13 protein-coding genes are annotated in these 23201 nt (G+C 69.8%); 6 read left to right on the top strand and 7 right to left on the bottom strand.

Going from position 1 to position 23201, the window contains the following annotated elements:
• Positions 1–146: 146 nt before the first annotated feature.
• Both SYV04_RS28045 and SYV04_RS28040 read right to left on the bottom strand, forming a co-directional pair.
• The gene (locus tag SYV04_RS28045; RefSeq protein ID WP_321548999.1) at positions 147–4541 is read right to left on the bottom strand and encodes a WD40 domain-containing protein; all 4395 of its coding nucleotides are present in this window, start codon (positions 4539–4541) and stop codon (positions 147–149) included.
• Complete coding sequence (locus tag SYV04_RS28040; RefSeq protein ID WP_321548998.1) at positions 4538–6373, bottom strand: SIR2 family protein; 1836 nt, start codon at positions 6371–6373, stop codon at positions 4538–4540. The genes SYV04_RS28045 and SYV04_RS28040 overlap by 4 nt, the downstream gene beginning before the upstream one ends.
• A gap of 62 nt (positions 6374–6435) precedes the next feature.
• Between SYV04_RS28040 and SYV04_RS28035 the strand changes: the two genes are divergently transcribed.
• Positions 6436–7797 (top strand): hypothetical protein, encoded by a 1362-nt coding sequence (locus tag SYV04_RS28035; RefSeq protein ID WP_321548997.1) that lies wholly within the window; start codon positions 6436–6438, stop codon positions 7795–7797.
• Between the two features lie 254 nt (positions 7798–8051).
• Positions 8052–9473: an MEDS domain-containing protein gene (locus tag SYV04_RS28030; RefSeq protein WP_422723979.1), complete on the top strand. Its 1422-nt coding sequence runs from the start codon at positions 8052–8054 to the stop codon at positions 9471–9473.
• A gap of 50 nt (positions 9474–9523) precedes the next feature.
• Here the strand turns inward: SYV04_RS28030 and SYV04_RS28025 are convergent, their stop codons facing one another.
• Positions 9524–11347 carry a DUF5011 domain-containing protein gene (locus tag SYV04_RS28025; RefSeq protein WP_321548995.1) on the bottom strand — a complete coding sequence of 608 codons (1824 nt, stop codon included), beginning with the start codon at positions 11345–11347 and terminating at the stop codon, positions 9524–9526.
• A gap of 348 nt (positions 11348–11695) precedes the next feature.
• Between SYV04_RS28025 and SYV04_RS28020 the strand changes: the two genes are divergently transcribed.
• On the top strand, positions 11696–12067 hold the full coding sequence (locus tag SYV04_RS28020) for a hypothetical protein (RefSeq protein ID WP_321548994.1): 372 nt from the start codon (positions 11696–11698) through the stop codon (positions 12065–12067).
• Here the strand turns inward: SYV04_RS28020 and SYV04_RS28015 are convergent.
• The gene (locus SYV04_RS28015) at positions 12057–13274 is read right to left on the bottom strand and encodes an McrC family protein (protein WP_321548993.1); all 1218 of its coding nucleotides are present in this window, start codon (positions 13272–13274) and stop codon (positions 12057–12059) included. The two genes, SYV04_RS28020 and SYV04_RS28015, sit on opposite strands and share 11 nt — an antisense overlap.
• Positions 13271–16021, bottom strand: coding sequence for an AAA family ATPase (locus SYV04_RS28010; protein WP_321548992.1), 2751 nt, complete (start codon positions 16019–16021; stop codon positions 13271–13273). The genes SYV04_RS28015 and SYV04_RS28010 overlap by 4 nt, the downstream gene beginning before the upstream one ends.
• Positions 16022–16278: 257 nt before the next feature.
• Here SYV04_RS28010 and SYV04_RS28005 point away from each other — a divergent pair, with 257 nt between their 5' ends.
• The 3 genes from SYV04_RS28005 to SYV04_RS27995 all read left to right on the top strand — a co-directional run bounded on the left by SYV04_RS28005 (position 16279) and on the right by SYV04_RS27995 (position 19819).
• Positions 16279–17163 carry a DUF2381 family protein gene (locus tag SYV04_RS28005; RefSeq protein WP_321548991.1) on the top strand — a complete coding sequence of 295 codons (885 nt, stop codon included), beginning with the start codon at positions 16279–16281 and terminating at the stop codon, positions 17161–17163.
• Positions 17164–17176: 13 nt separating this feature from the next.
• Entirely contained in the window at positions 17177–18976 is a 1800-nt protein-coding gene (locus SYV04_RS28000; RefSeq protein WP_321548990.1) for a serine/threonine protein kinase, read from the top strand.
• 366 nt (positions 18977–19342) lie between these two features.
• On the top strand, positions 19343–19819 hold the full coding sequence (locus tag SYV04_RS27995; RefSeq protein ID WP_321548989.1) for a hypothetical protein: 477 nt from the start codon (positions 19343–19345) through the stop codon (positions 19817–19819).
• Between the two features lie 3 nt (positions 19820–19822).
• On the opposite strand, the gene SYV04_RS27990 is transcribed toward SYV04_RS27995, so the two are convergent.
• On the bottom strand, positions 19823–22324 hold the full coding sequence (locus SYV04_RS27990; protein WP_321548988.1) for a PAS domain-containing sensor histidine kinase: 2502 nt from the start codon (positions 22322–22324) through the stop codon (positions 19823–19825).
• A 175-nt stretch (positions 22325–22499) separates the two neighbouring features.
• Complete coding sequence (locus tag SYV04_RS27985; RefSeq protein WP_321548987.1) at positions 22500–23198, bottom strand: hypothetical protein; 699 nt, start codon at positions 23196–23198, stop codon at positions 22500–22502.
• Between the last annotated feature and the right edge of the window lie 3 nt (positions 23199–23201).

Raw genomic sequence — 23201 nt, 5'->3', positions numbered from 1 at the left:
AATCCCACCCCATGACCCACACGGGGAGAGGATTGTCTGTTGGTTCACAATCCTGTGCGAGCACAGGGGTGGTCCTGAAATGTCGGAGCCTTGGAAAAGGCAATGGCTGAGAGGGATTGATCAGCCGACTGCCTGCTCGGCTGTCTTCATACCGGCGGAGGCACGCCGGAGAGGCCTCGGCGGCGCAGGTCCTCGAGGTCCTCCGCCAGACCTCCCTCCAGCCCGCGCTCGGATTCGATGTAGCGCTGCATGAGCGGTACGGGGCAGTACAGGCGCCCCTCTCCATCCGGCACCAGCACGTAGCTCAGCTCGCGGTGGTCCATCGCCTCATCGAAATCCGTGGCGCGGATGTCCGCCGTGCGCGCCTTCAAAGCCTGTCGTACCTCCTCGCGCGTCGGGCGGCCGAGCAGCAATGTCTGTCGCACCACCGCCCGGTGCAGCGGGTGGTCTCCGCGCCAGCGGCGCCCCTGGTCTCGCAGGTCCTTGTCCTCGCGCAGCACGCGCTCCAGGTGCTCGCGGCGCAGCTCGTGCGTGTCGGGTGGCAGCGACTCCACCAACGCCTTGCACGCCAGCACCAGGAGGTTGGCCCTCCGCCCCGCCTGCTCCAGCAGGTACTCGGGCGTGGCGGGCGCGTCCCACTGCAGGCCCAGCGCCGCCATGGGCTCGGTCACGAGCGCCAGCGCCGCGCGTGCGTCCAGCGGCTCCAGCCGCAGGTGCTCGCCGAAGTTGCGCAGCGGCTGCTTCTCATCCAGCACCACCGCCCGGTACAGCTCCCAGAAGCCCGCCAGCACGAAGTACGCCCGGCCCTCCTCCGCCAGCGCGCGCATCGCCTGCAGCACCGGGTAGCCCGCCTTCGCGTCGGCGGCGATGAAGTCGTCCGCCTCGTCGATCAGCCACACCCGAGGCTTCGAGGGGACACCCGCCGCCACCTCCACGAAGGGAGGCAGCGCACCGCTCGCCGGCACCAGCTCGCGCTCCCGGGCCAGCCGGCGGTGCAGGTCCGCGTCGGCGAGCTCCACGTACTGCGCCTCCACGTCCGCGCGCGCCTGGAGCCGCCGCAGCACCGCCAGCAGCAGGCTGCTCTTGCCCATCTGCCGCTGGCCCACCACGAGGAAGTTGCGCATCGAGCGGTCCGCGATGGCGCGCACCTCGCGCTCGCGGCCGAAGAAGAGGTTCTCCAGCTTCACCCCGCCCGCCACCTGGTAGGGCGACAGCTCCGAGACCGCCACTTGCTCGGAGATGGTGATCTCCAGGAGTCGCACGGGCTCCTCGGCCAGCAGCAGGTCCCTCAGTTGGTCCGAGGAGAGGACGACCGTGCTCACGCGGGGCACGCCCTGGAGCACCTCGCGCGCGTTCTGCGTCTGCGTGCGGTCCAGCACCAGCACCTGCCGTGGGCCCCGGCCCTCCTGGAAGACGTCGCCCATGAGGCGCTCGGCCTCGCCGGACTCCAGGCGGGTGCCGTCGATGATGACGACGGCCGTGTCCCGGGCGAAGCGCAGCCGCAGCGGCGGCAGGGTCAGCGCCCAGGACTGAGCGGCCATGCTGGTGCCGAGCCGCGCGCCGGTGGCCTCCGCGAAGGCCGCCGCCGCCTCGTGAGGTGCCTGGGCGCCACGCAGCATGCGCTCCCAGCGCGTGACGGGGATCCCCGCGGCGGTGATGGTGGAGTCGCGCTTCCGGGCGCGCCGCAGCGCGTGGTCCGCCGCCACCATGTTCGCCAGGGGGTAGACCTTGAGCACCGAGGGCGACTTCGCCGCCTGGACCACCATCGGGTTGCGGTAGACGCGATCGTGGTACACGAAGGCCACCGCGCCCAGGCCGACGATGGCCACCACCGCGAACACCGCCATCCACGTGGCGTGGCGCGGCACCTGGATGGGAGCGGTGGGGCCGGGGCGTGTGCCCGGCCACCGCTCGTAGCTCGCGGTGAGCTGGAGCGAGGCCTTGCTCAGCTCGTACTGCTTGTCGGACAGCCGGATGGAGATGGAGCACGGCTCCTCCTGCCCCGGCTCCAGGTTCTCGCAGGACTCGGGGCGGAGCGGATAGGACTTCTCCTTGTCTCCCTCCTTCCGCAATTGCACGTTCACGGTGAACCTGCCGGTCGCCTGCGTGCCGCCGTTGCGCAGGGAGAACTTGAGGATCTCTCCCTCGAATTGAGGCGCTCCCTCCAGCAGCAGCTCGGGGGTTCGGATCTGGAGCGGGATGGCCTCCAGGGGGACCTCCGGCTCGAAGGCATGGACGAGCTTCAGTTGAAGCCTGGCCTCCTTCGGCAGGGGCGTGTTCTCGGCCTGGAGATAGGACAGCCCGACGCGAAGCTCCGCGGCGCCGCCCGGCTCCAGCCGCATCAGGGGCGCGGAGGGCAGGAGGCGCAGCCCGGGCACTGGTTCGATGGGCTCCACGCGAATCCAAGAGGCCCGGCCCGCGTCCGGGGCATTGGAGACGGCGAGGACCAGCTCGCCCGGCTCACCGAAGTCGCCCGGGAGCGTGCGCAGGTAGTGCTCGGTGACGGAGAGCCGTGGCGGCAGGTCGGGACGCGGCGGCGCGACGGAGTCGAGCGTTCCGTCCTCGTGGACACGGGACAGGAAGCTCCCGTCATCCCGGCGGAGGACCTGCTGGCCGGGCAGGTGGCTCAGCCATCCCTGCCGGGCGGCGCGCAGCAGGCCCCGCTCGGGCATGTCCTCCTGCGGGGCCCACAGGCGGATGACGCCGCTCTCATCTCCCGAAGCAAGGCCGATGCCGTCCGGGCTGAAGGCCAGGGAGGTCACCCCGTGGGTGTGCCCCTTCAAAGGAGGCAGCTTGCGGCCCGTCGCCACGTCCCACAGGCGGACTGTCTTGTCGCCTCCGCCCCAGGCCAGGAGCCGTTTCTCCTTGGGGTGGAAGGCCACGGCCCACACGGCGCCCGACACGTCCTTGGGAACGGCTTGCGCGCGGCCCGTGGAGACATCCCACAGCCGCAGGGTGTCTCCGCCTCCGGAGGCCAGCAGTTGTCCGTCGCGGCTGAAGGCCAGGGAAGACACGGGCCGGCTGTGGCTGCCCAGGCGGCGGTGCTTGGCGTAGCCGGTGCCGAACTCCCATAGGAGAACGCTGCCGTCCTCCTCGCCCCACGCGAGCAGTTGCCCATCCGGGCTGAAGGCCACGGCCCGCACGGCGTTGGGCCGAGTCCAGGGCGGTGGCGAGGGGTCCGAGGAGAGTTCCCACCGCCGGAGCGTCTTGTCGCCTCCGCCGGAGATCAGGAACCGTCCATCCGGGCTGAAGGCCACGCTCAACACGGGGCCGTCGTGGACTCCCAGGCGGCGCGGCTGAGGGTCGGCGCCGGGCTTCCACACCAGGACGCTTCCGTCTTCTCCTCCCGAGGCCACCAGGTCCCCGTGGGGGCTGACGGCCATGGCGCGCACGGGCCCTCCCGCCGTATCCAGGCGCTCGTGCTCGAGGCCCGCCCGTACGTCCCACCGGTGGAGCAACGCGTCGCTGCCACCCGAGACGAGTATGCCCCCTTGTGGCTCGAAGGCCAGGGCGTTGACGGACTGCTGGTTGCCCTCCAGGCGCCGCCGCTCGAGCCCGGTGGCCACGTCCCACAGGCGCACGGTGTTGTCGCCGCCTCCCGTGGCCAGGGTGCGCCCGTCTGGGCTGAAGGCCATGGTCTGCACGGGCGTCGTGTGGCCGCGCATGCGTCGCAGCTCGCGGCCCGTGGCCGGCTCGCGCAGGCGCACGGCGTTGTCGCTGCCACCCGTGGCCAGCAGTTGCCGGCCCGGGCTGTAGACCCGCAGGGACTCCACGAGCCCCTCCAGCGGGTTCAGCGCCTGGGCATCGTTCGCCGCCACCTTCTGTTGTGCCTGCGAGGGGGGCAGGCGCTCGGGCTCGGGGGCCAGCCGCGTGTCGCAGGCCTGTACCACCTTCGAGAGGTCTTCCTTCGAGAGGAGCTCCTGCCCGGTCTTCACGTCCCAGACCCGTGGGCGCGCATCGCCTCCGCTCGAGTCCAGCAGGTGCCGGTTGTCGCAGAAGGTCAGCAGCGGCTCCGCGTTGGCCCTCCACGTCACCCGACGTTGGCCGGTGCTCACGTCCCACACCCGCACCATCATGTCGCCGCCGCCCGAGGCCAGGACCTGCCCATCCGGAGTGAAGGTCAGGGACTTCACCAGCCCGGTATGTCCTGCCTCGGGCTGGGGCAGCGCGCGGCCCGTGTCCACCGCCCACAGCCGCACCATGCCGGTGCTGTCTCCCGAGGCCAGGGTGTGGCTGTCGGGGCTGAAGCGCACGGCATGCACGGGGCCCTTGTGCCCCTCGAGGCGGTAGCGCTCGCGGCCCGTGCTCACGTCCCACAGCCGCACCGTCCAGTCCCCGCCGCCCGTGGCCAGCCAGCGTCCGTCCGGGCTGAAGGAGAGCGTATGGAGGTCGCCGCTCACCGGGTCCCACACGGTCCCCTGGAGGATGGACTCGGGCTCTCCGCCGGGGACGAGCACCTCGGCCCCGGCGCCCTCCTGAGCGCGGCCAACGGAGGCCGCCAGCACCCCGAGGACTCCGAGCAGAAGGGCCCAGCGGCTCAAGGACGCACGTCCTTGCGCGCCAGCGCCTCGCGCGCGGCCAGCTCCACCGCCTTGCACCGGAGCACCGTCTTGCCCGAGGCCTCGGCGCGCACCAGCCCCGCGAAGTACAGCCGCACCTCCGGGTACTCCACCTGGTGGTCCAGCGGCTCGAGCGGCTCCACGGACTGCCCGGACAGGAGCTTCTCGAGCACCGCGCGGCAGCTCCGCTCGCCCACGTACCCGTTGCGCTCGTCCCGGCGCAGGCACTCCTGCACCCCACCCCGCAGCGCCGGACTGCGCGCCAGCCTCCCCGTCACCGAGTCGGCATCCAGCGGCCCGTCGCTGCTCAGCGCCTCCTTGAGCAGCCCCAGGTTGCCTCCCGTGGCCTCTTGGACGCTGGAGGCCCAGCGCGCCCCCTCCAGCCCTTCGGCCTGGAGGAACTGGCGCACCTCGTCCACCGTGAGGTCTGGCACCTCGCGCTGGGGCGCGCCCGAGAAGACGGAGAAGTTGCGCACGTTGTGCAGCATCCACGCCGAGCGCTCACCGCCCGCGATGAGGAAGTGGAACTGCACCCCCGAGGGCTCGTCCATCATCCGCCGCAGGGTGCTGCCCAGCGCCTTCAGGTGCTCGATGGGGCCCCACTCGTAGCGCAGGACGACGAGGTGCTCGCGGCCCAGGCGCGCGGCCTTCGCCCGAAGGTGCGCCACCAGCGCGTCGAAGCTGGTGACGGAGTCGTCCTGGGCCAGGGCGCGGCAGTAGTCGGCCTCGGTGCAGTCGGGCAGGTTCGGCGGCGCCAGCCAGGTGACGCGCTCGCCGTACTGCTCCGCCACGCGGCGCGCCAGCGAGCGGGCTCCGCCGTCCTCGGGGGCCAGCAGCACCAGCCGGTGCTGACGCTGGAGGATGCGCGTGTACTCCTGCTCCAGCGCGGGGCGTGGCACGGGCCCCGGGTCTCCGCGTCGGCCCGCGCCGGCGTCGCCGCCTGTGGCCTCGGGCGTCGGACCGAAGGCGGCGCGCGCCAGTCCGCGCAGGAAGGCGGCCAGCGGCGGGCCGTGGTCCTCGTATTCCAGGAGCTGGATGTTGTAGCGGGGCCACAGCGCGCCCCGGTCGATCTGCCCCTTCTTCATCAGCGCGAAGCTGGGCACGTGGCGGCCCTTGGTGATGCCGATGACGTGCTCGAGCTGCTTGAGCACGTACAGGTCGCTGAAGCTGAAGCCCATATAAAGGAAGGGCTTGGAGCCGATCCACGCGCGCAGGCGCACCAGGGCGTTGGTGTATTGCGAGTAGCTGGTTGGCTGCGCGGTGTCTCCGTAGAGCCGCTTGTAGTCGGCGCCGGCCAGCACCAGCGTGGCCAGCCGGTGGATGGTGCCGTGGAGGTACCAGACGCGCGGCGTGTTCGGGGAGGCCTCGGCGTCCATGAGGTTCAGCTCGTCCTCCTGGTCGTTGGAGACGGCCTCGGCGTCCGCGCGGGCCCACAGGAGCACGTCGTCATAGTTGGGAGTAATCACCACCGGCGGGCGCAGCTCCCACAGGGCGTGGATGACGGACAGGTCCGCGTCAGGCGGATGCCGCTGGCGGATGCGCTCGCGCAGGAAGCGGTTGAAGCGGTAGGCGCCCAGCTCCGTGAAGGCCATTTCGGCGGCGGTGAGGAAGTCGCCCTGGGCGATGCGCTGCCGCATCTCGGCGATGGTGGCCTCGGGGATGGACTCGTCGCGCAGCCGCTCGGCGAGCCCCTCCAGCAGTTGGATCCACGAGGGGAACAGCCCTCGCTTCACGCCCATGCTGATGCCGGCACCCACGAATGGAACGACCTGACCCTTGCGGACGGCTTCGACCAGCTCCTTCGGGAAGTTCATCGCGCCTCTCGTAAGGAGGATGATACCCGGAGTGGAGCGGAAAGGGCCTGACTGGAGGGCCAATGCGAGTCCCGTGCGTCCTGGTGTCGCTGTGCGTGCTGCTGGGCGCGTTCGCCGCTCGGGCCGAGGAGCCCTCGGCCCCGCTGGCCCGAAGTGGCCGCTTCCGTCCCCGGCTGTCGCTGGTGGATGTGCCCTTCAATGTCCGGCACGGGGCGCCGTCCATGCGACAGGCCGCGGACATGCAGGAGCTGGTGATGGGAGGTGGAAGCTGGGCCATCGATCTGCTGGGCGAGCGAATCGGCCAGAACAGCCGGTCCTGGGTTCGCCCCGTCGTCGAGGTGCCGCTGCTGCTCACCTGGGCGCTCCTGGGCGCCACCGTCCTGCCCGGAGGGGATGCCTGGTTCCATGAGGAGTGGCACCGCGCGGTGCTCTCCCGCCACGGCGTCTCCAGCTTCAACGGGGTGTACGAGCTGCGCCTCTTCAGCGAGTTCATCTACGTGAAGCACGTCTCCGACGAGGGGCTGACGTTCATCAAGGAGCAGCACCCCCAGGACTTCGTGCGCCTGTCCGCCGCGGGCATGGAGGCCCAGGTCGCCAGCAACGTGCGCCTGCAGCGGGACATCTTCTATGACCGGCGCAGCCCCGCCAGGGACGTGCCGCGCTTGTGGCTCAACGCGGTCAGTGTCTTCCAGTACCTGCGCCTGTGCGTCGGCACCCGCTCCGAGGATGCGCTGGGAGACGACGTTCGGGAGGTGGACATCGCCGAGCGGGACTTCACCGGGCTCGACTGCTCGGGGTGGATCTACGACCTGGAGAATGATCGCCAGCCCTACGCCGAGCGGGGCGTCCACCCCTCGGGCATCGGCGTCGACCGCTACCGATACGCGGACCAGCTCTCCCCCGAGGGGCGGTCCTACCTGAAGCGGGCGAGCTGGCTGTCGCTGCTGAACTTCGCCTCGCCCCAGCTCTTCGGCGTGGGACACCTGCCCGTGCCCGGCCGCCCGGAGGACCGCTGGAGCTTCGCGCTCTCGCACCAGCTCACCTCCTTTGGACAGGTGGTGGACGGACACCTGCTCGCCAGCCTCGCCGGATGGAATGTGGGGGCCACCTACCACCATTACCTCAACGGCACGCGCGCCTTCCCCGGCCTGGAGCTGAGGCTCGTGCGCTGGCCCGTGCCGACGCAGGCCGTGTCCGCCCACCTGTCAGCGGAAGGGTGGCTCTGGCTCCAGCCCTCGGACGGTCGCTTCATGGACACCCGTGCGCGGCTGGGCGGGGGCGGGAGCCTCGCACTGGCCGTGGACGTACTGCCCCGACTGGCGGTGTACGCCGAGCTGGACGCCAAGAGCGCTGGCTGGGTGACGGGCAATGTCTACCTGGGCTCGGCGGTGCAGGGGCGGCTGGGGCTGGAGGCCGCGCTCTGAGGGAAGCGCACCCCTGATCGCCCGGGAGATGAATGCGGAGGCTGCCTGCTGGTGTTGAACCAGGGACCGATGTGCGTGCCCAGGCCAGCAGACTTCCGCCTGCGTACATCCCACCGGTCCATTGGAGGGGGAACGCTCAGAACGACTGGTGAGTAGCCGACCCGCCAGCCAGAGAGGCGCTGTTCGGCTGCTCGTGGGGCCTCTAGGCTGCGAGCCCCCGAATCCCTGGCGCTCGCCCTGAACCTTCAAGAGGAGTGGTCTTGCACACGCTATCGATGACACCCAGTGGAATTCCGGCGATTGGTGACATCCCGTGGGGCAGTCACTTCTGCAACTTCTACGCGACGCCGGAAGACCTCGCGGACTCGCTGGTGCCCTTCTTCAAGGCGGGCCTCGAGAACAACGAGCAGTGCCTGTGGGTGACGTCCGAGCCCTTCGGCGCCGAGGACGCCAAGGTGGCGCTGCGCAACGCGGTGCCGGACCTGGCGAAGTACCTCGAGCAAGGGCGCATCGACATCCTCGACTACCGCGAGTGGTACCTGCGCACGGGCAGGACGGATGCCGACGGGATTCTCCAGGCGTGGCTGGAACACAAGGACCAGGCGCTGGCGCGTGGGCGCTCGGGGCTGCGGCTCACCGGCAACACCTTCTGGATCGAAGCGAAGGACTGGAAGGACTTCGCCGACTACGAGGAGCGGGTGAACCAGACGTTCCACCAGCATCAGATCGTCGCCCTGTGCAGCTACTGCCTGCACCGCTGCGAGCCGGTGGGAATCCTGGACGTGGTGCGCAACCACCAGTTCGCGGTGGCCCGGCGCGAGGGCGCGTGGGAGGTGCTGGAGAGCGCCTCGCTGAAGATGGCCAAGGCGGAGCTGCGCCAGCTCAACGCGGAGCTCGAGCGGCGCGTGGCCGAGCGCACCGCCGCGCTCGAGGCGGCGCTCCAGGAGCGCCTGCGCGCCGAGCAGGAGGCGCTGGCCGCGGTGCGCGCCCGGGACGAGTTCCTCTCCATGGCCTCGCATGAGCTCAAGACGCCGCTCACCTCGCTCAAGCTGCAGCTGGGGCTGGTGAAGTCGACGGTGGGGGGCACCGAGGGTGAGCTGGGGCAGCGGCTCGGAGGCCGGCTGCAGACCATGGAGCGCCAGCTCCAGCGGCTCAACGTGCTCAACAGCAGCCTGTTGGATGTGACGTCGCTGGACAGCGGGCGGCTGCACCTGGACTTCCAGAAGACGGACCTGGCGGTGCTGGTGCGCGAGGCGCTGGAGCGGCTCGAGCCGGACTTCGCGCGCGCCGGCTGCGAGGTGCGCCTGGAGGTAGAGGGAGAGACGCAAGGGTGGTGGGATGCCCTGCGCCTGGATCAGGTGGTGGTCAACCTGCTGTCCAACGCCCTCAAGTACGGGGCGGGAAAGCCCGTCCACGTCCACGTCCAGAAGCAGGACGCGTGGGTGCGGCTGCGGGTGAAGGACCAGGGCATCGGCATCGCCCCGGAGGCGCAGCGCCGGCTGTTCCGCAAGTTCGAGCGCGCGGTGCCCACGCAGCACTACGGCGGCCTGGGCCTGGGGCTCTACATCAGCCGCACGCTGGTGGAGGCCATGCGGGGCACCATCGAAGTGGACTCCCAGGTCGGGCAGGGGGCCACCTTCACGGTGCTCTTGCCCTGCGAGCCGGAGCTGCACTGAGGCCGCCCCAGGGCGCCGCGTGACGAGCGCGGCGCCCGGGCGTTACCCCGCTACCAGGGGCAGTCGACCACTTCCACGGTGCGCGTGAGGGCCGGAGCGCTGTTCCCGCCGCTGTCGGTCAGCGTGTAGGTCACCGTGTAGGTGCCCTCGGCCCAGCCATTCACCTCGCCGGTGCGCCACACGGAGGTCGCCGCGCTCGGGTAGCACACGTCCGAGCCCACGTAGCCGGGGTCGTTCCACATGCTGCCGCAGGTGTGCGTCATCCGCATGGCCCCGAGCAGCGTCAGCGTCGGCGCGGTGGTGTCATCCACGTTCACCGTGCGGGTGGCGCTCACCGTGCGCCCCTGCGCATCCCACGCGGAGTAGGACACGGTGTAGTTGCCCTCGAGCTTCACGTTCGGGCCCGGGCCGGAGGAGTCATTGCCCGAGTTGTACGCATGCACGGGGATGGGGTTGCCGCACCCGTCGAACGCCTGGGCGCCCGGGTCGGAGTAGGTGCCGTTCGGGTTGCACTCCAGGTTCATCACCGCCGTGCCGTTGAGCACCAGCGTCGGCTCGAGCGTGGTGCAGTCCTGGGGCTGAACGTCCTGCACCAGCCGCATGCGGATGCGCTTCGCCGAGTCGTACTGGCCGTAGAGCGCCAGGAAGTGGCCCGCGGAGCTCGCGGCGATGGCCGGCGCCTCCTGCTGCGTGGTCGCGGCGATGCTGGACAGCACCAGCTCCTCGCCCACCGCCCCGCTGGTGGACACGCGCGTGCTGAACGCCTGCAGCCCCGCGCCGTGATTGCCCACCCAGCCCACCCGGTAGTCCTGCCCGTCGTAGGTGACCGCGGCCTGCTTCACGCTGCCCGTGCCCACGGTGGCGGCGGGGGAGAGGACGGCGCCATCCGAGCCGCGCACCCGGACGCCCTCGAGCGTGCTGTTGCCGCGCTGCCAGACGACCAGGAAGTGGCTCCCGTCGGAGGCAATGGACGGGTTGGTCTCCGCCACCGACGTAGAGGTGGCGATGGACAGCGGCGTCGCGTCGAGCACCTGCCGGGAGGCGGCGTCGATGCGCACGCCATGGACGTTGGCCGTCGTGCTGTTGACCGAGTCGGACCAGGTCACCAGGTAGCGCCCATTCCCAAAGGCCACCTGGGGGGTGCTGTCCTGGCGCAAGCTGACGATGAAGGCGTACGTGTCGAGCGTCTGCCCATCCGAGGGCCGCACCCAGGTGCCGAGGATGCCGTTGCGGTGGACGCCGTCCTTGTAGAAGGTGCCATTCCACACCACCAGGTAGTTCGTCCCATCGAAGGCCACGGCCGGGTACATGTGGGGCAGCGGCGGTTCGTAGGGACTGGGGGCCGGGGTGGTGATGAGGCGGGGCGTGCCGAGCACCGCGCCGTCCGACGCCCTCACCCGCACCGCGTAGGTGAGGGGAGGCCGGGTCCAGGCGACCAGGAAGTTCGTTCCGTCGAAGCCGACCGCGGGGAACACATCGGGGTCCGAGGTGTTGGAGACGAGGATGGGCGTGGAGTCCAGCAGGGCGCCCGTCGAGGCATTCACCCGCACCGCGAAGAGGTCCGTCGCGTTGGGGCTGGTATGGCTCCACGTCTCCGTCCAGACGACGAGGTAGATGCCATTGCCCGCGGCGACGACCGGCATGATCTGCGATACCGAGTTCGGCACGAAGCCGCTCCGAACCGAGAGCTCGGAGGAGATGACGGTGGAGGCGGAGGAGGCCCGCGCCGAAGGAAGCTGGGCCTGGGCACGCCGCACCACGTCCTGGGCATCCAGGGCCACCGCCTCGGTGGCGCTCGGAGAGACGGGCTCGGGTTCCTGCGTGGGACCACAGGCGGCGAGGACCGCCGCGAGCGCTGCGCTCAGGAGGGCCACACGGGAACCACCTGGAAGACCCTGGGGAGAAACTGCTCGTGGGTTGTTGGTCATACGGGCTTACATCGCATTGTGCGATTAGGCCGTCATCAAAGAATTCTTTGATGCATGTATTTGCTCGCGGTGGGTAGCGGCGTCGCCAGGTGGGGTCATTTGAACGTGACCGGGTGGCGCGCGACCCGTAGCAGCTGACGCTCGTGGGCAGGGTGAAGTCCCTCGGGCGCCGTGTGTGAACAGGCCATCTGTAGCAGTGCAGTGGCGTGCGACAAATCACGCCGCTGACGCGCACGGCTTCATCCATGCATGAGCGTGACTTCGGTTGGCGCGCGCTCTGCCGGGAGATTCACCATGCTGAATCAGTTTCTGCTCATCGGGCTGGCTTCGATTGGGGTCAACACGACGGAGATTCCGGAAGAAGAGCCGACGACGCTGCCCGGGACGACGTGTACGGCCACGGTCCTCGGGCCCACGTACTCGTTCGGTGGGCGCATGTACTTCCACTTCGAGACGACGTGCGACGCGCCGGTGGCCGCCATCACCATCAACGCCTCGGTGGTGGGCCCCACGTCGGCGTACGGGAGCAAGACGTGCCTGCTCACGAACAAGTGTACGTTCTGGCTGGCGGCGACCTACAAGCGGGGCACGTGGACGTGGACGAACAACACCTCGTACACGTTCGGCACCTCGGTGGCTTCGCAGACGCTGACGTTCAAGCAGTGACCCGGGCGGCCGGGGCAAGGCCCGGCAGCCAGGAGATGAGCCGCTCGGCGCAGGACTCCAGCGCCAGGCCCACCGTGGCGGCGCGGCCTCCGAGGGGGACCTTCACCACCCGCACCTCGCAGCGGCGTCCGAAGGGGCTCAGTCGCAAGGAGGTCTCCTCGGGAACGGCGCCGAGCGCCGGCAGCACGAGGGCACCCCGGTACGCATCCGCGCACGCCAGATAGGTGACGAGCTGCTGGAAGTCGTCCGCGAGTGGCAGCCCCGAGGCGGGGAGCTTGTACTTGGCGTCGATGACGAGGCGCGCCTCGCCCCGCTCGAGGACGACGTCGGGGATGACGGTGAGCTGGCCCTGGGTGTCCAGCGAGAGCGGGCGCTGGGCATGGCACGGCAGGCCCCGGGCGAGCGCCACCTTCGCCAGCGCGCGGGTGACGGCGGCCTCGAACAAGGGCGCCAGCCGGAGGATGAAGGAGGCGAGCGGATGCGGGCCGGGAGTGGCCTGCGCGCCGTGGCCTTCGAGGATGAGACGGGCGAGCCCGAGGGCCGGGCCGTAGGGAGCGAAGCGTCGATCCGAGGCCAGCGTCCGCACGGCCGCGCGCGTGTCGGCCACCGGCTCCACCTCTTCTAATGTAGAGGCCAGCATCCTCGCCCGCGCGGTCACCTGGGGACCGAAGGCGCTGGAGCGCTCCAGCTCGCGCAGCGCCGCGAGGAGGACGCGGTTGGGGGCCACGTCGCGGGTGAACTCATCGAACTGGCAGGAGAGCCGGTGGCGGTGCGTGGGCGGCCGGGCGAGGTCCCTCCCCACGAGCCACCGTCCGCGCAGCGCTGGCCGCAGGGACTCCTGCTCGCGATAGCCGTGGACCCAGCCGCCCCGGGCCAGGCGCTCCACGCGGCGAACGAAGAGCTCGCCGAGCAGGGGGAGCAGCTCGTCCGCCTCGGCCGCGCCGACCACCTCCTCGGTCCAAGGCACCTCGCGCGCGGCGTAGTCGAGCAGCGCCAGCAGGTGAAGCGCTGGCACCTTGGGCCGGACGTGCAGCACGCCTCCGGGCAGCGCGACCATGCCGGCCACGCCCAGCGCGCGCAGGCGGACGCCTCGGGCGGAGGGCTCCACGGCGAGCGCCGAGCCCAGGTGTCCCTGGGCGGCCAGCACGTCCGCGGGGGAGAGGGGCAGCTCGGCCCACTCCCACTCGGTGAGGGTCCACACCGTCATTCCGTCATGTCCACCGGGCCGGGCCGGGCTGCGTCGAACAGGGCCCGGAGCTCCTGCACCACTTGTGGCGCGTCGTAGAAGCAGTCCTCCAGCATGGGGGCGATGTCGTGGCGCCAGATGCGCTCGACGCGGGCTGCGTCCAGGTCCTTGTCCATGAAGAAAGAGTGGCCGATGCGGAACTCGCGGCCCGGCGAGCGATCGATGCGCGCGTTCACCGTCTCCAGTCCGTGGACGACCCAGTCGCAGACATCGGGGGCTACGTCCCACTTGAGCAGGTTGCGCCGCAGCACCTCGACGTCGGGGTCCATGCGCACGAAGTGGAAGCGGCGGCGCAGCGCCACATCGATTTGAGCGATGGAGCGGTCCGCGCTGTTCATGGTGCCGATGAGGTAGAGGTTCGCCGGCAGCTCGAAGAAGTCCCCCGAGCCGGCCAGCCGCACGTGCTCCTCGCGGTACTCCAGCAGGTAGAGCAGCTCGCCGAAGACGCGCGGCAGGGCGGCGCGGTTGATCTCATCGATGAGCAGCACGAAGCGCTCGGTGGGCGACGCCTTCGCGCGCTCCGCCAGCGCCTTGAGGAGGCCGGGGCGGTACTCGTAGCGCAGCCCGCCCGGGGCCTGCGGGTCCACTTGAGGGCGCAGGCCCTCGATGAAGTCCTCGTAAGCGTAGGCGGGGTGGAACTGCACGCGCTCGCAGCGCTCCTCGGAGCCGGCTTGGTAGCGCGCCAGCTCGCGGGCGATGAACGTCTTCCCCGTGCCCGGAGGCCCATAGAGGATGAGCTGGCGGCGGTGCTCCAGCAGGGCGCACAGCTCCTCCAGCCGCTCGCGGCGCAGCGAGGTGGCGTGAAGGAAGCGCTCGGCGGGGGCCAACTCCTGGAGCGGCGGCTGTTGGTCCAGTCGAGCCTTGAGCCAGGACAGGAAGCGCCGCATGGCGTGTGTGGCGGGCAACCCTTCCGCCGCGGGCAGGTGGGGCGAGAGCGCCTCGCGCAGCGCATCGTTGGAGCGCACCGCCCGGGTGCCCACGGAGAGCGAGCCGGGCAGCGGCGGCAGCCCGAGCATCTCCATCATCCGGGCCTTGCCGGCGTCTCCTTCATACAGACAGATGCCCAGGAAGCGCTCGGGCTGGAGCAGGGAGAGGCACTTCATCAAGACGCCCTCGCCCAGGCCCTTCACGAAGCCAGCGCTGCCCTTGTCCAGCGCACGGTCCAACCGCTGCTCCACGCGGCCCTCGCCGTACAGCACCTCGCGCAGTGTGGCGCGGAAGCGGGCAAGGTCCTCCTCGCCGGCCTCCAGGAAGAAGCGGTTGAGCACCGCCGGGGAGCCGGCCGAGCCGAGCACGCCCAGCTGATACACGGGCCGGAAATCCTCCGGGGTGAGCGTGGCGAGCGCCTCCTTCGAGAGGAGCTGGGCCCACGCCTCCCGCTGGCGCGCCTCGCGCGCGTCCGTCTCATCCGGGTAGCCCGAGCCGCGCCGCCATGCATCTACCCATGCGGCGAGCTCCAGAACGCGCGGGCCTCGGGCCTTGTTGGAAGAGGGCTCGGGCGAGGTGGCCTCGGGAGGCAGGTACGGAGCGAGCACCTCGCGGGCCTCGGGGTTGCGGTCGCACACGAGCCGGGCCAGAGGAGGCAGCTCATCCGCGCGGATGGGCAGCACCATCCCGCTGCGCGGCGAGGCCATCATCATCCCCGACAGCGTGGAGTGTGCCTGGATGGCGGAGAGCGGAATCGGGTGGGCGAGCACATCGGTGAGGAACTCGATCTCGAAGCGCGTCTCCTCGCCGACCGAGGCGGGCTCGCCCACGAGCCGTCCGAGCCCCAGCACCTCGCGCACGGGACTGGCCTGGTAGAGAAAGATGAGGTCACCGGGCTCCGCGTCCTGGAGCCACTCGCGAGAGCTGCGCTGGGTAGCCGTCCAGCTGCTGCGCCGGCCGCGCCGCACCTCCGAGCGAAGGTTGCGCCGCGAGAGCATGTTGCGAACGACCCAGGCGCCCACCTCCTCCTCGGGCTCGCCTCCGGCATCATCCTCGGGGGGACCGTCCTCCAACTCCTCCACCTTCTTACGGGCGAGGTAACCGCCCAGCTTCCGGTCACAGAGCCAGTGGCAGAACGCGTCGAAGTGGTCGCTGTCCTGGATGCCCAGGGGCTTGAGGCGCTCAAGCACGGAGCGCAGGGTGGCGTTGGTCTCCAGGTAGTGCTCGATGGCGACGCTCAGCTCGCGGGGCTCGCCCCACAGCGCGAGACAGAAGTGGCCGGCGCGGCGGCTCTTGGCGTTGACGACGAGGTACAGGTCCGGCCGCAGGCAGCGCAGCGCCGGGCTGAGGAAGCCCGAGCGGAAGCCCCTGGAGAGCGGCGAGGCGGCGAAGGCCTCCAGGGCGGCCTGCTGAGGGGCGCGCTCCAGCACGCGCAGCAGGCGCAGGAGGTTGTCGGCGATGCCCCGCCACGCGGCCTCGTCCGGCACCCAGCCCACGTTCTGGAACCAGGGCTTTATCTCCCGGTTGATGACGGCCCAGGGCGCGGTCCACGCGCCGCGCTGGCGATTGAAGGGCGTGTCCCGGTGGGGCAGCAGCTTCGTCAGCACCCGCTCGGTGACGTCCTCGCCTGCGTCCGCGCGGCGGCAGAGGTCCTCGAAGGCGACGCGCACGAAGGCCGCATCCGTGGCGTAGCGCGACAGCAGGCTCTGCCCGGCGGGCTGGTGGATGAAGCGCTGGAGAAACTGGGCAATCAGCTCGGGAAGAGGAGGAAGAACATTCACGGAGGCCGCTCGGCCGCTGGGCAGGCAAGACCCACTAGGTAGGGAGAGAACAACACTACCCGCCAGGACTCTTCGGAGCCACGATTGTTTCGGCCGCGCGCCCCCGCCTGCCCGCCAGCCCTCTGATTTCGACCTAGCCCATTTTTCGTAGGCCCGAGCGTGGCCGAGGAGCCCTCCGAGGGAAAGTTAAGCGGAGCATGAGAGGCGCCACGATGCCGTACATCTGCTAGGTTAGTGACCTAGGAGGTTCTGCTTCCTTGGCACTACCCACGACGTGGCCGTTCCTCGCGCTCTCGCTGCTGGTAGCGAGCACGGCCGCCGCCCAGCCCCAGCCACCAGCCCGGCAACGCCAGGATCGGCGTGTCGCGCTGCCCGCCACGTCAGCCGAGCCCATCCCCGAGCTGTACGTGGCCGCCGGCAACCTCACCACGGTGGCCTTCAACGGGCCCCTGGACAGGGAGAGCCTCGTGGTGGACCGCACCCGCTTCAAGTGGGTGGACGTCGGCGACAGCCTCCTCGCCCTGCAGCCCTTCGCGGACTTGGGCTCGGGCGAGCGCCTCATCGTGAAGGTCGGCTTCAAGGACAGGGCTTTGCCGGCGCAGGCCGTCCTTGCCGTCGTCACCGACTCCACGGTGGTGGATGGGAACGTGGAGATGGACCGGCGGGCGAACACCCCCGAGGCCCTGCTCGCGGCCCTCACGCAGAAGGAAGCGGAGTTAGAGGAACTCAATGCCCGGTACGCGGGCCATGGCCCCGCGGGGCTCGTCCTCTCCGAGTGGCTCACCGATGAAACGCGCCCGATTGGGCTCGTTGTCGAGGCATCTACGGCAGATGCCAGCGGGCTGGAGGTGCAACGGGGGGTTGGTTACGAGGGCAAGTTCTCAGTCATGGTCGCTGTCCGTCTGCGCAACCTTTCGAGCCAGAAGCCTTGGTCCTTGGGCCACGCGCGTATCACCAGCGCGACAGGGGCTCCTGTGAGACTGCTCTCCGTGCAGACGAAGCTGCAGCACCTGGCTCTGGGCGAAGAGGGGCTCGTGGTGCTGGAGACGAAGGTTCCTCCCTGGTCCGGCAAGGGATGCAGCGTGGAACTCGTGGATGCCGACGGTCAGCGGCGCCTCTCCTTCAAGTTGATGGTCAAATAGGAGGTCCCCAGCCATGACGATGGACGCGTTTCACCCTGATCACCTCAAGCCGGGGGATATGGTGGGCCCCTGGCGCGTCGTGGAGTCGCTGGGCAGCGGCGGCTTCGGCCACGTCTTCAAGGTCGAGCGCGATGGGGCCTTCTTCACGCTGAAGATGGCGGTGCGGCCGGCTCCCGACCTGCCGCAGGACACTCCAGAAAAGACCTTGGAGGAGCGGCAGGTGGATGGGCGCCTGCGCCATGAGGGCGCCATCCTCATGGCCAACGCCAGCCTGCCGGGCCTGCCTCACTTGCGCTCCGTGGACAGGTGGCCTCACCTCACCAAGGGCTACCTCTACATCGTCACCGACTTCGTGCTTGGTGAGTCCTTCCAGGAGTGGCGCGAGCGCATCCGGCCTACCGCTGCTCAGCTGGTGGATGTCGTCATCGCCGTGGTGCGCGTGGTGGCCGGGTTGCATGCCCATGGCGTTCTCATTCGCGACTTCAAGAGCGAGCACGTCATCGTCGACTCCGAAGACAGGCAGCCGGTGGTGGTGGACATGGGCAGTGCGTATTTGCCGGGAGCCTCCACCCTCACTGTGGGGCTGGCGCCGGGCACGCCCCACGCGCTGCCACCCGAGTGCATTGCCTTCATCCGTGAGGAGTCCTGGAAGCAGGGAGAGCGTTTCGCTGCGAACAAGGCGGGGGACCTGTACCAGTTGGGTGTCTTCCTCTACGAGGCCCTGACGGAGTGCTGGCCCTTCGATCCGCGGATGCCAGCGGCGGAGTTGCTGACCACCATCGAAACCACCATTCCCCGTGCCCCCCACCGCCTCAACCCGAAGGTCCCCGAGGCGCTGAGCCGCATTACCCTGAAGCTGCTCGAGAAACAGCCGGAGGATCGCTACGCGAGCGCCGAGGCCCTGCTCCAAGCCCTGTGGGATGCGGCCAAGGAGCGCTCCAGACCGGAGTGGAAGGCGCCATTGCGGCTGTCTGCCGACGGGCCTGCCCCCACTACCCAGGACGAGTTGGAGGAACGCCGCCTCCAGCAGCAGCACTTCGAGCGCAGGGCCCGGGAGGTGAAGCAGCAAAAGCAGGAGGAGCTCTCCCGCGAGCAGGCCCTGGAGCGGTACTCCGCCGCCTTCCAGGAACTAGAGGCGGTGGTGCTTGAAGCAGAGGAGAAAGCCGCCCTTCGCAAGAAGAGATGGCGGAGAATCGCCCTCGCGGCAGGCCTCCTTCTGCTTGGCCTTTGCCTCTTCGCCGCAGGGTGGGTGTGGCTCACTTCCGCCCCGACTTCCCACGCTGCATCCGAGAAAGGAAGCTCGCACGTGTCCACCCTCAGCAACTCCCGGCCTGTCAGGGTCGTTGCAGCTTGGCTATGCACCACCTTCAGCGTCAGTTGCACCGCAGCCCAGGTGCGGCCTCTGCCAGAGGACTGCCCCCAGGAAGCCGTCCAGCGCATGGAGGAGATGAGCCTCTTCAAGAACAACTACAGCGTCATTCTCGACATCAACCAACCCGGCAAGCAGCAGCAGGAGGGCATCTACCACCCAGGGTCCATCGTCAGCAGGGTGGTGAAGTACTCATGGACGGGCCCGCTTCCCGAGGGCACCCTCCTGTATGGGCAGCTCTGGACGGAGGGCCTCACGAAGGAGGGGCAGGAGGCTGTGCTGGGCCGCTACACTGAGGCGCTCCTGCCGGATGGGCGCCGTGTTCCCGTGTGCTTCATCCTGGGCGATGTGACGGGACTCACGATCAAGAATCCCGGCTCGAAGCCCGGCGAGGCCCGCCTGCCGCGAGAGTGGAGCGCTTGGGCCGTCCGGCGCTGGCCGTGAATGTGTCCTCCAGGGCGTTCGTGATGACCTCTCCTTACAGAGTTGTGATGACAGCAGTGTTGGCTGTGCGGGTGGCATGCAAGAGCGGCGGTTCTGGCTCGGACGGTGCCGAGGGCCCGCCGGGTCCCAAGGGTGAAGCGGGCCTGGGCTTTCGTGGTTCGTATGAATTCGAGGAAGGTTCGGGCAGTACGCCGTCTGGGGACCGAACCTCGGAGACCAACGCAACAACAGCAGCACCGCTCCGGCCCACACCTGGTCGCCACGGGTCGAGAGGGGACGACACGGAGTACGAGCCCTTTCCCGAGGGCCGGTGCTCGACTAGGTTGCGCCGCCTTTTCCGCAGTCCCCCTTCACGAGGAACCCACCATGGCCAGGATCCCCCAGGCTCAGATTCAGGAGCGCAACACGTTCCTGCTCGAGCTCATCCGCAACCAGCCCGACATCACCCGCCAGGAGGCGCAGGAGCGCTTCGAGGACAAGTTCGGCGCCGCGCTCAACCCCAAGTCCTTCCAGCAGGTGCGTGACCAGGTGATGGAGGAGCGGATGAACCCCCCCGCCGAGGAGCCCGCGCGCGAGGAGCCCGAGGCCGAGCCGATGAACGGCGAGGACTCCGCCGCCTCCCGTTCGGCCAGCGCCCCCGAGGGCTCCAACGGCGCCTCCGCCCAGCCGGCCAAGGCCAAGGCCAAGGGCGGCAAGCAGAAGAACCTCTTCGTGGACGCGCCCAAGGAGCAGCTCGTGTTCCTGGAGCGCATCGTCCAGCAGCTCCAGGAGGCCGGCGCCTCCAACGTGCGCATCGACCACACCACCGACCGGTGGATGGTCCTCGTGGTGGACGCGAAGTAGGCGTCAAGCCGCCGCGAGCCGCCGAGGCAGCACCACCCGGAACACCGTGCCTGCCTCGGCCGTGGAGTTCACCGAGATGTTGCCCCCGTGCGCGGCGACAATCTCATGCACGATGAACAGGCCGAGTCCCACGCCCTTGAGCGCGTCACCCCCGGTGCTGGCGCGCGTGAAGGGCTCGAAGACACGCGGCAGCAGCTCGGTGGGGATGGGGCGACCCTGGTTGGCCACCTCGAGCACGACCTGAGGGCCCTCGCCATCCACCCGGAGCTGAATGGGAGCCTCGGCGGCGCCGTGCTTCAGGGCATTGGTCACCAGGTTGCCCACCAGCTGCGCCAGCCGCTCCACGTCCCATTCCCCCTCCATATCGCCCCGTGTCTCCAGGAGCAGCGAGCGCCCCGGGTGCGCGGCCTGTAGCTCCTCGAGGATGGGGCGGCACGCGTCCTCCAGGCTCGCGCGCCGACGCTGGATGGGAAGACTGCCTTCGCCGCGCGCCCGCGCGAAGTCCAGCAGGTCGCGGATGAGGCGGTCCATCCGCCGCACGCTCGTCTGGATACGCTCCGCCTTCTTCTGTTGCGAGGGCGTGAGCGCCTCCGCGCGCAGCAGCAGCTGGCTGGAGGCAAAGATGGCCTGCAGGGGGTTGCGCAGGTCGTGGCTGACGATGCCCAGCAGCTTCTCGCGCACCTCCGCCTCGCGCTGCAGGGCCTCCTTCATCCGCTGATGCTGAGTGACGTCGGTGGACACCACCACGCCGGCCACCGGGCGGCCCTCGGCATCTCGCACCAGGGTGGAGCTCAGATCGATCTGCCGGCGCTCTCCATTCTCATGAACGGCGGTGACCGGCTCCCGCAGCACCGTCTCCCCATGGAGCAGGGAGCGCGACAGGGGCCACTCCTCGGGAAGATAGGGCCGCCCGTCCGGGTGGTAGCCCTGGTATTCGGAATACTGAGGGATGCTCGCCGAGGGCCGGAAGGCGTGGCCCCAGACGTTCTCCATCGCCGCGTTGCCCCGGAGGAGCCGGCCCCCGGGCTCGGCGATGACGACGCCGACGGGGAGTTGATCCATCACCGCCGTGAGCAGGCTGCGCTCGGCGGCCAGCCGGTCCCGGAGCTGCTCGGCCTCGGCGCGCGCCTTGCGTTCGGCCGCGTACAGGCGCGAGCGCTCCAGCGCCATGGCGCACTGCTGCCCCAGCGACTCCATGAACTGCATGTCCTCGGGGGTGAAGGCCCGCTCGTAAGCGAAGGTGAAGCCAAAGGCACCGATGACACGCTCATCCACGCGCAGCGGCAGCGCCGCGAAGGAGCGGCCCACCAGGGCGGGCGAGTCCCTCAGCACCGGGTAGTCGCGCAGGAGGTGCTCCAGGGACTCGTAGAAGACGGGCCGGGCGCTCCGGTAGGCCTCGCGGTACATGACCGGCGTGTCGATGGGGAAGCGCTGTAAGGACTCCAGCGAGTCCGTTGGAAAGCCATGCGCGGCGCGCAGCTCGAAGGCGGTGCCGTCCTCGCTCACCAGCACCAGCGAGGCCGAGGCGGCCTCGAGCGCCAGGGCGCCCTGGCTCACCACCACGCGCGCCACCTCGTCGGGCAGCAGCGCCTGTGACAGGGCGGAGGACACGGCGTATAGCCGGTCCACGCGCACGCGGGCGAGCCGGGACTGGGTGATGTCGCGCAGCGTGCCCGTGAAGCGGGAGGGCCGCCGCGCCTCGAAGACCATCTTGCCGTGTACCTGGAGCCACCGCTCCGCCTTGGAGTGGCGAGGGGCCACGCGGTACTCGAGCTGAAGGCAGCCGCCCTGGTCCGGGTCGAACGCCGCCTGCATCGCCGCCTCCACGCGGGCCTGGTCCTCGGGGTGGATGTACCGCAAGAAGGTGTCGCGCGTGAGGGGCTCCTCGGGCAGCACCCCGAGCAGCTCTCGGCACCGCTCATCCCACCGCGCGTTGTCCTTGATCGGCTCGTAGTCCCAGATGCCCAGCTCACTGGCCCAGAGCGCCAGGCGCAGCCGCTCCTCGCTCTCGCGCAGCGCCTGCGCCATCCGCGCGGTGGCCTCGCAGCGCCGTTGCTCGGAGACGTCGCTCACCATCGCCACGAACCCGGCGACGCGCCCATCCGGCAGGACGTGCGGCAGGTAGTCCGCCAGCACTGTGCGGGTGCCACCGGAGTCATAGGGAACGACGCGCTCGAACTGGGCGTGCTTGCCACTGAGCGCCGAGTGGACCTCGGCGCGTATCTGCTCATACGCGGCCTCGCCGAGCACCTCGCGCATGGTACGGCCGAGGGTGCGCTCGCGGGACCCTCCGAACCAGCGCTCATACGCCTGGTTGCAGAAGCGGTAGCGCTCGGAAGCGTCAATATAGGAGAGCAGGACGGGCGCGGTGTCCACCGTCACCAGCAGCCGCTCGATGAACTCATGCTTGTTGGAATCACCGACAGGCACCTGGAGCGCTCGGTCGATGAGCAGCAGTCTCTCGATGAACTCCTGAAGCGGGGCAACGGGCGGACGGGGAGACATGCGTGGCCAGCAGGCTTTCTAGTCCAGTCGAAGCAAGGTGGTGTCCACCCGCAACGTGATGCATGGATAACGCCGGTGCTGGAGGTGGGTAGGGCAGGACCGCTGGGAAGCGCCCGCTGCTCGGCGTGAAGGGGAACTCAGGCGCCGAGCCCGCGAGTGTTCCGAGGCACCCCGCTCACAGGCGTATTCCCACGAAGGCGCCGATGGAGGGCCCGCCAAGCGACACCGAGAAGCCCGGAGGCGTGAAGTCCTTCGAGGGTGCCTCGAGGTTGCGGGCCTTCACGGGAAGGTAGACGGTGTAGCCCGCCTGGAGCCGGGCGAAGAACACGTTGCGCGTGAGCAGCAGCAGGGAGACGGTGCCGCCCGCGCCAAAGAGCCACTGGCTGGCGCGCAGTTCGTCGATGTCCGTGGGGTCTCCCGAGGTGGGAGGCACGCCGCCGGCGAACTCCCCTGTGCCGATCGACACCTCGGCCACCGCGCCGTGGACACCCAGCCCCAGCGCGAGCCAGCGGGAGAGGGCGAGCTGCTGCTCTCCTCCGATGCGGAGCGAGAAGATCTGAAGGCCTCCGGAGAGGTACCAGTCCAGGAGGTTGGTCTGCCAGAGGTCGTCCAGGCTGGGGAAGAACTGGCTCAAGGCGAGCTGGACGCCGAACGTGAGGCGCGCGGCCGCGTCGCGGTCGGGGACACTCCGGGGGAAGCCTCCGGGACTTGGGGGGAGCGTCGCCGCGGGGTGCCGCAGCCCCGAGAGGGTGGCGCCGAAGTCCAGGGCCACCTTGGGGGTGGCGGGCTCTTCGGGAGGCTCCTCGGCCCAGGCCACGCCGGAGAGCAGCAGGCACAGCGGCAGCAGGGCGAGAGCGTGGAAGGAGCGACGCATGTC

The sequence above is a fragment of the Hyalangium ruber genome, assembly GCF_034259325.1.
Taxonomy (GTDB): Bacteria; Myxococcota; Myxococcia; order Myxococcales; family Myxococcaceae; genus Hyalangium_A; species Hyalangium_A rubrum.
The sequence above is the reverse complement of the archived record's forward strand: the minus strand, read 5'-3'. Positions and strand labels throughout refer to the sequence as shown.

Coding starts and splice junctions, on each gene's coding strand:
- SYV04_RS28000 (WP_321548990.1), top strand. CDS start 17,177: ATGACGATGGACGCGTTTCACCCTGATCACCTCAAGCCGGGGGATATG.
- SYV04_RS28040 (WP_321548998.1), bottom strand. CDS start 6,373: ATGAACTTCCCGAAGGAGCTGGTCGAAGCCGTCCGCAAGGGTCAGGTC.
- SYV04_RS27985 (WP_321548987.1), bottom strand. CDS start 23,198: ATGCGTCGCTCCTTCCACGCTCTCGCCCTGCTGCCGCTGTGCCTGCTG.
- SYV04_RS27990 (WP_321548988.1), bottom strand. CDS start 22,324: ATGTCTCCCCGTCCGCCCGTTGCCCCGCTTCAGGAGTTCATCGAGAGA.
- SYV04_RS28015 (WP_321548993.1), bottom strand. CDS start 13,274: ATGACGGTGTGGACCCTCACCGAGTGGGAGTGGGCCGAGCTGCCCCTC.
- SYV04_RS27995 (WP_321548989.1), top strand. CDS start 19,343: ATGGCCAGGATCCCCCAGGCTCAGATTCAGGAGCGCAACACGTTCCTG.
- SYV04_RS28020 (WP_321548994.1), top strand. CDS start 11,696: ATGCTGAATCAGTTTCTGCTCATCGGGCTGGCTTCGATTGGGGTCAAC.
- SYV04_RS28035 (WP_321548997.1), top strand. CDS start 6,436: ATGCGAGTCCCGTGCGTCCTGGTGTCGCTGTGCGTGCTGCTGGGCGCG.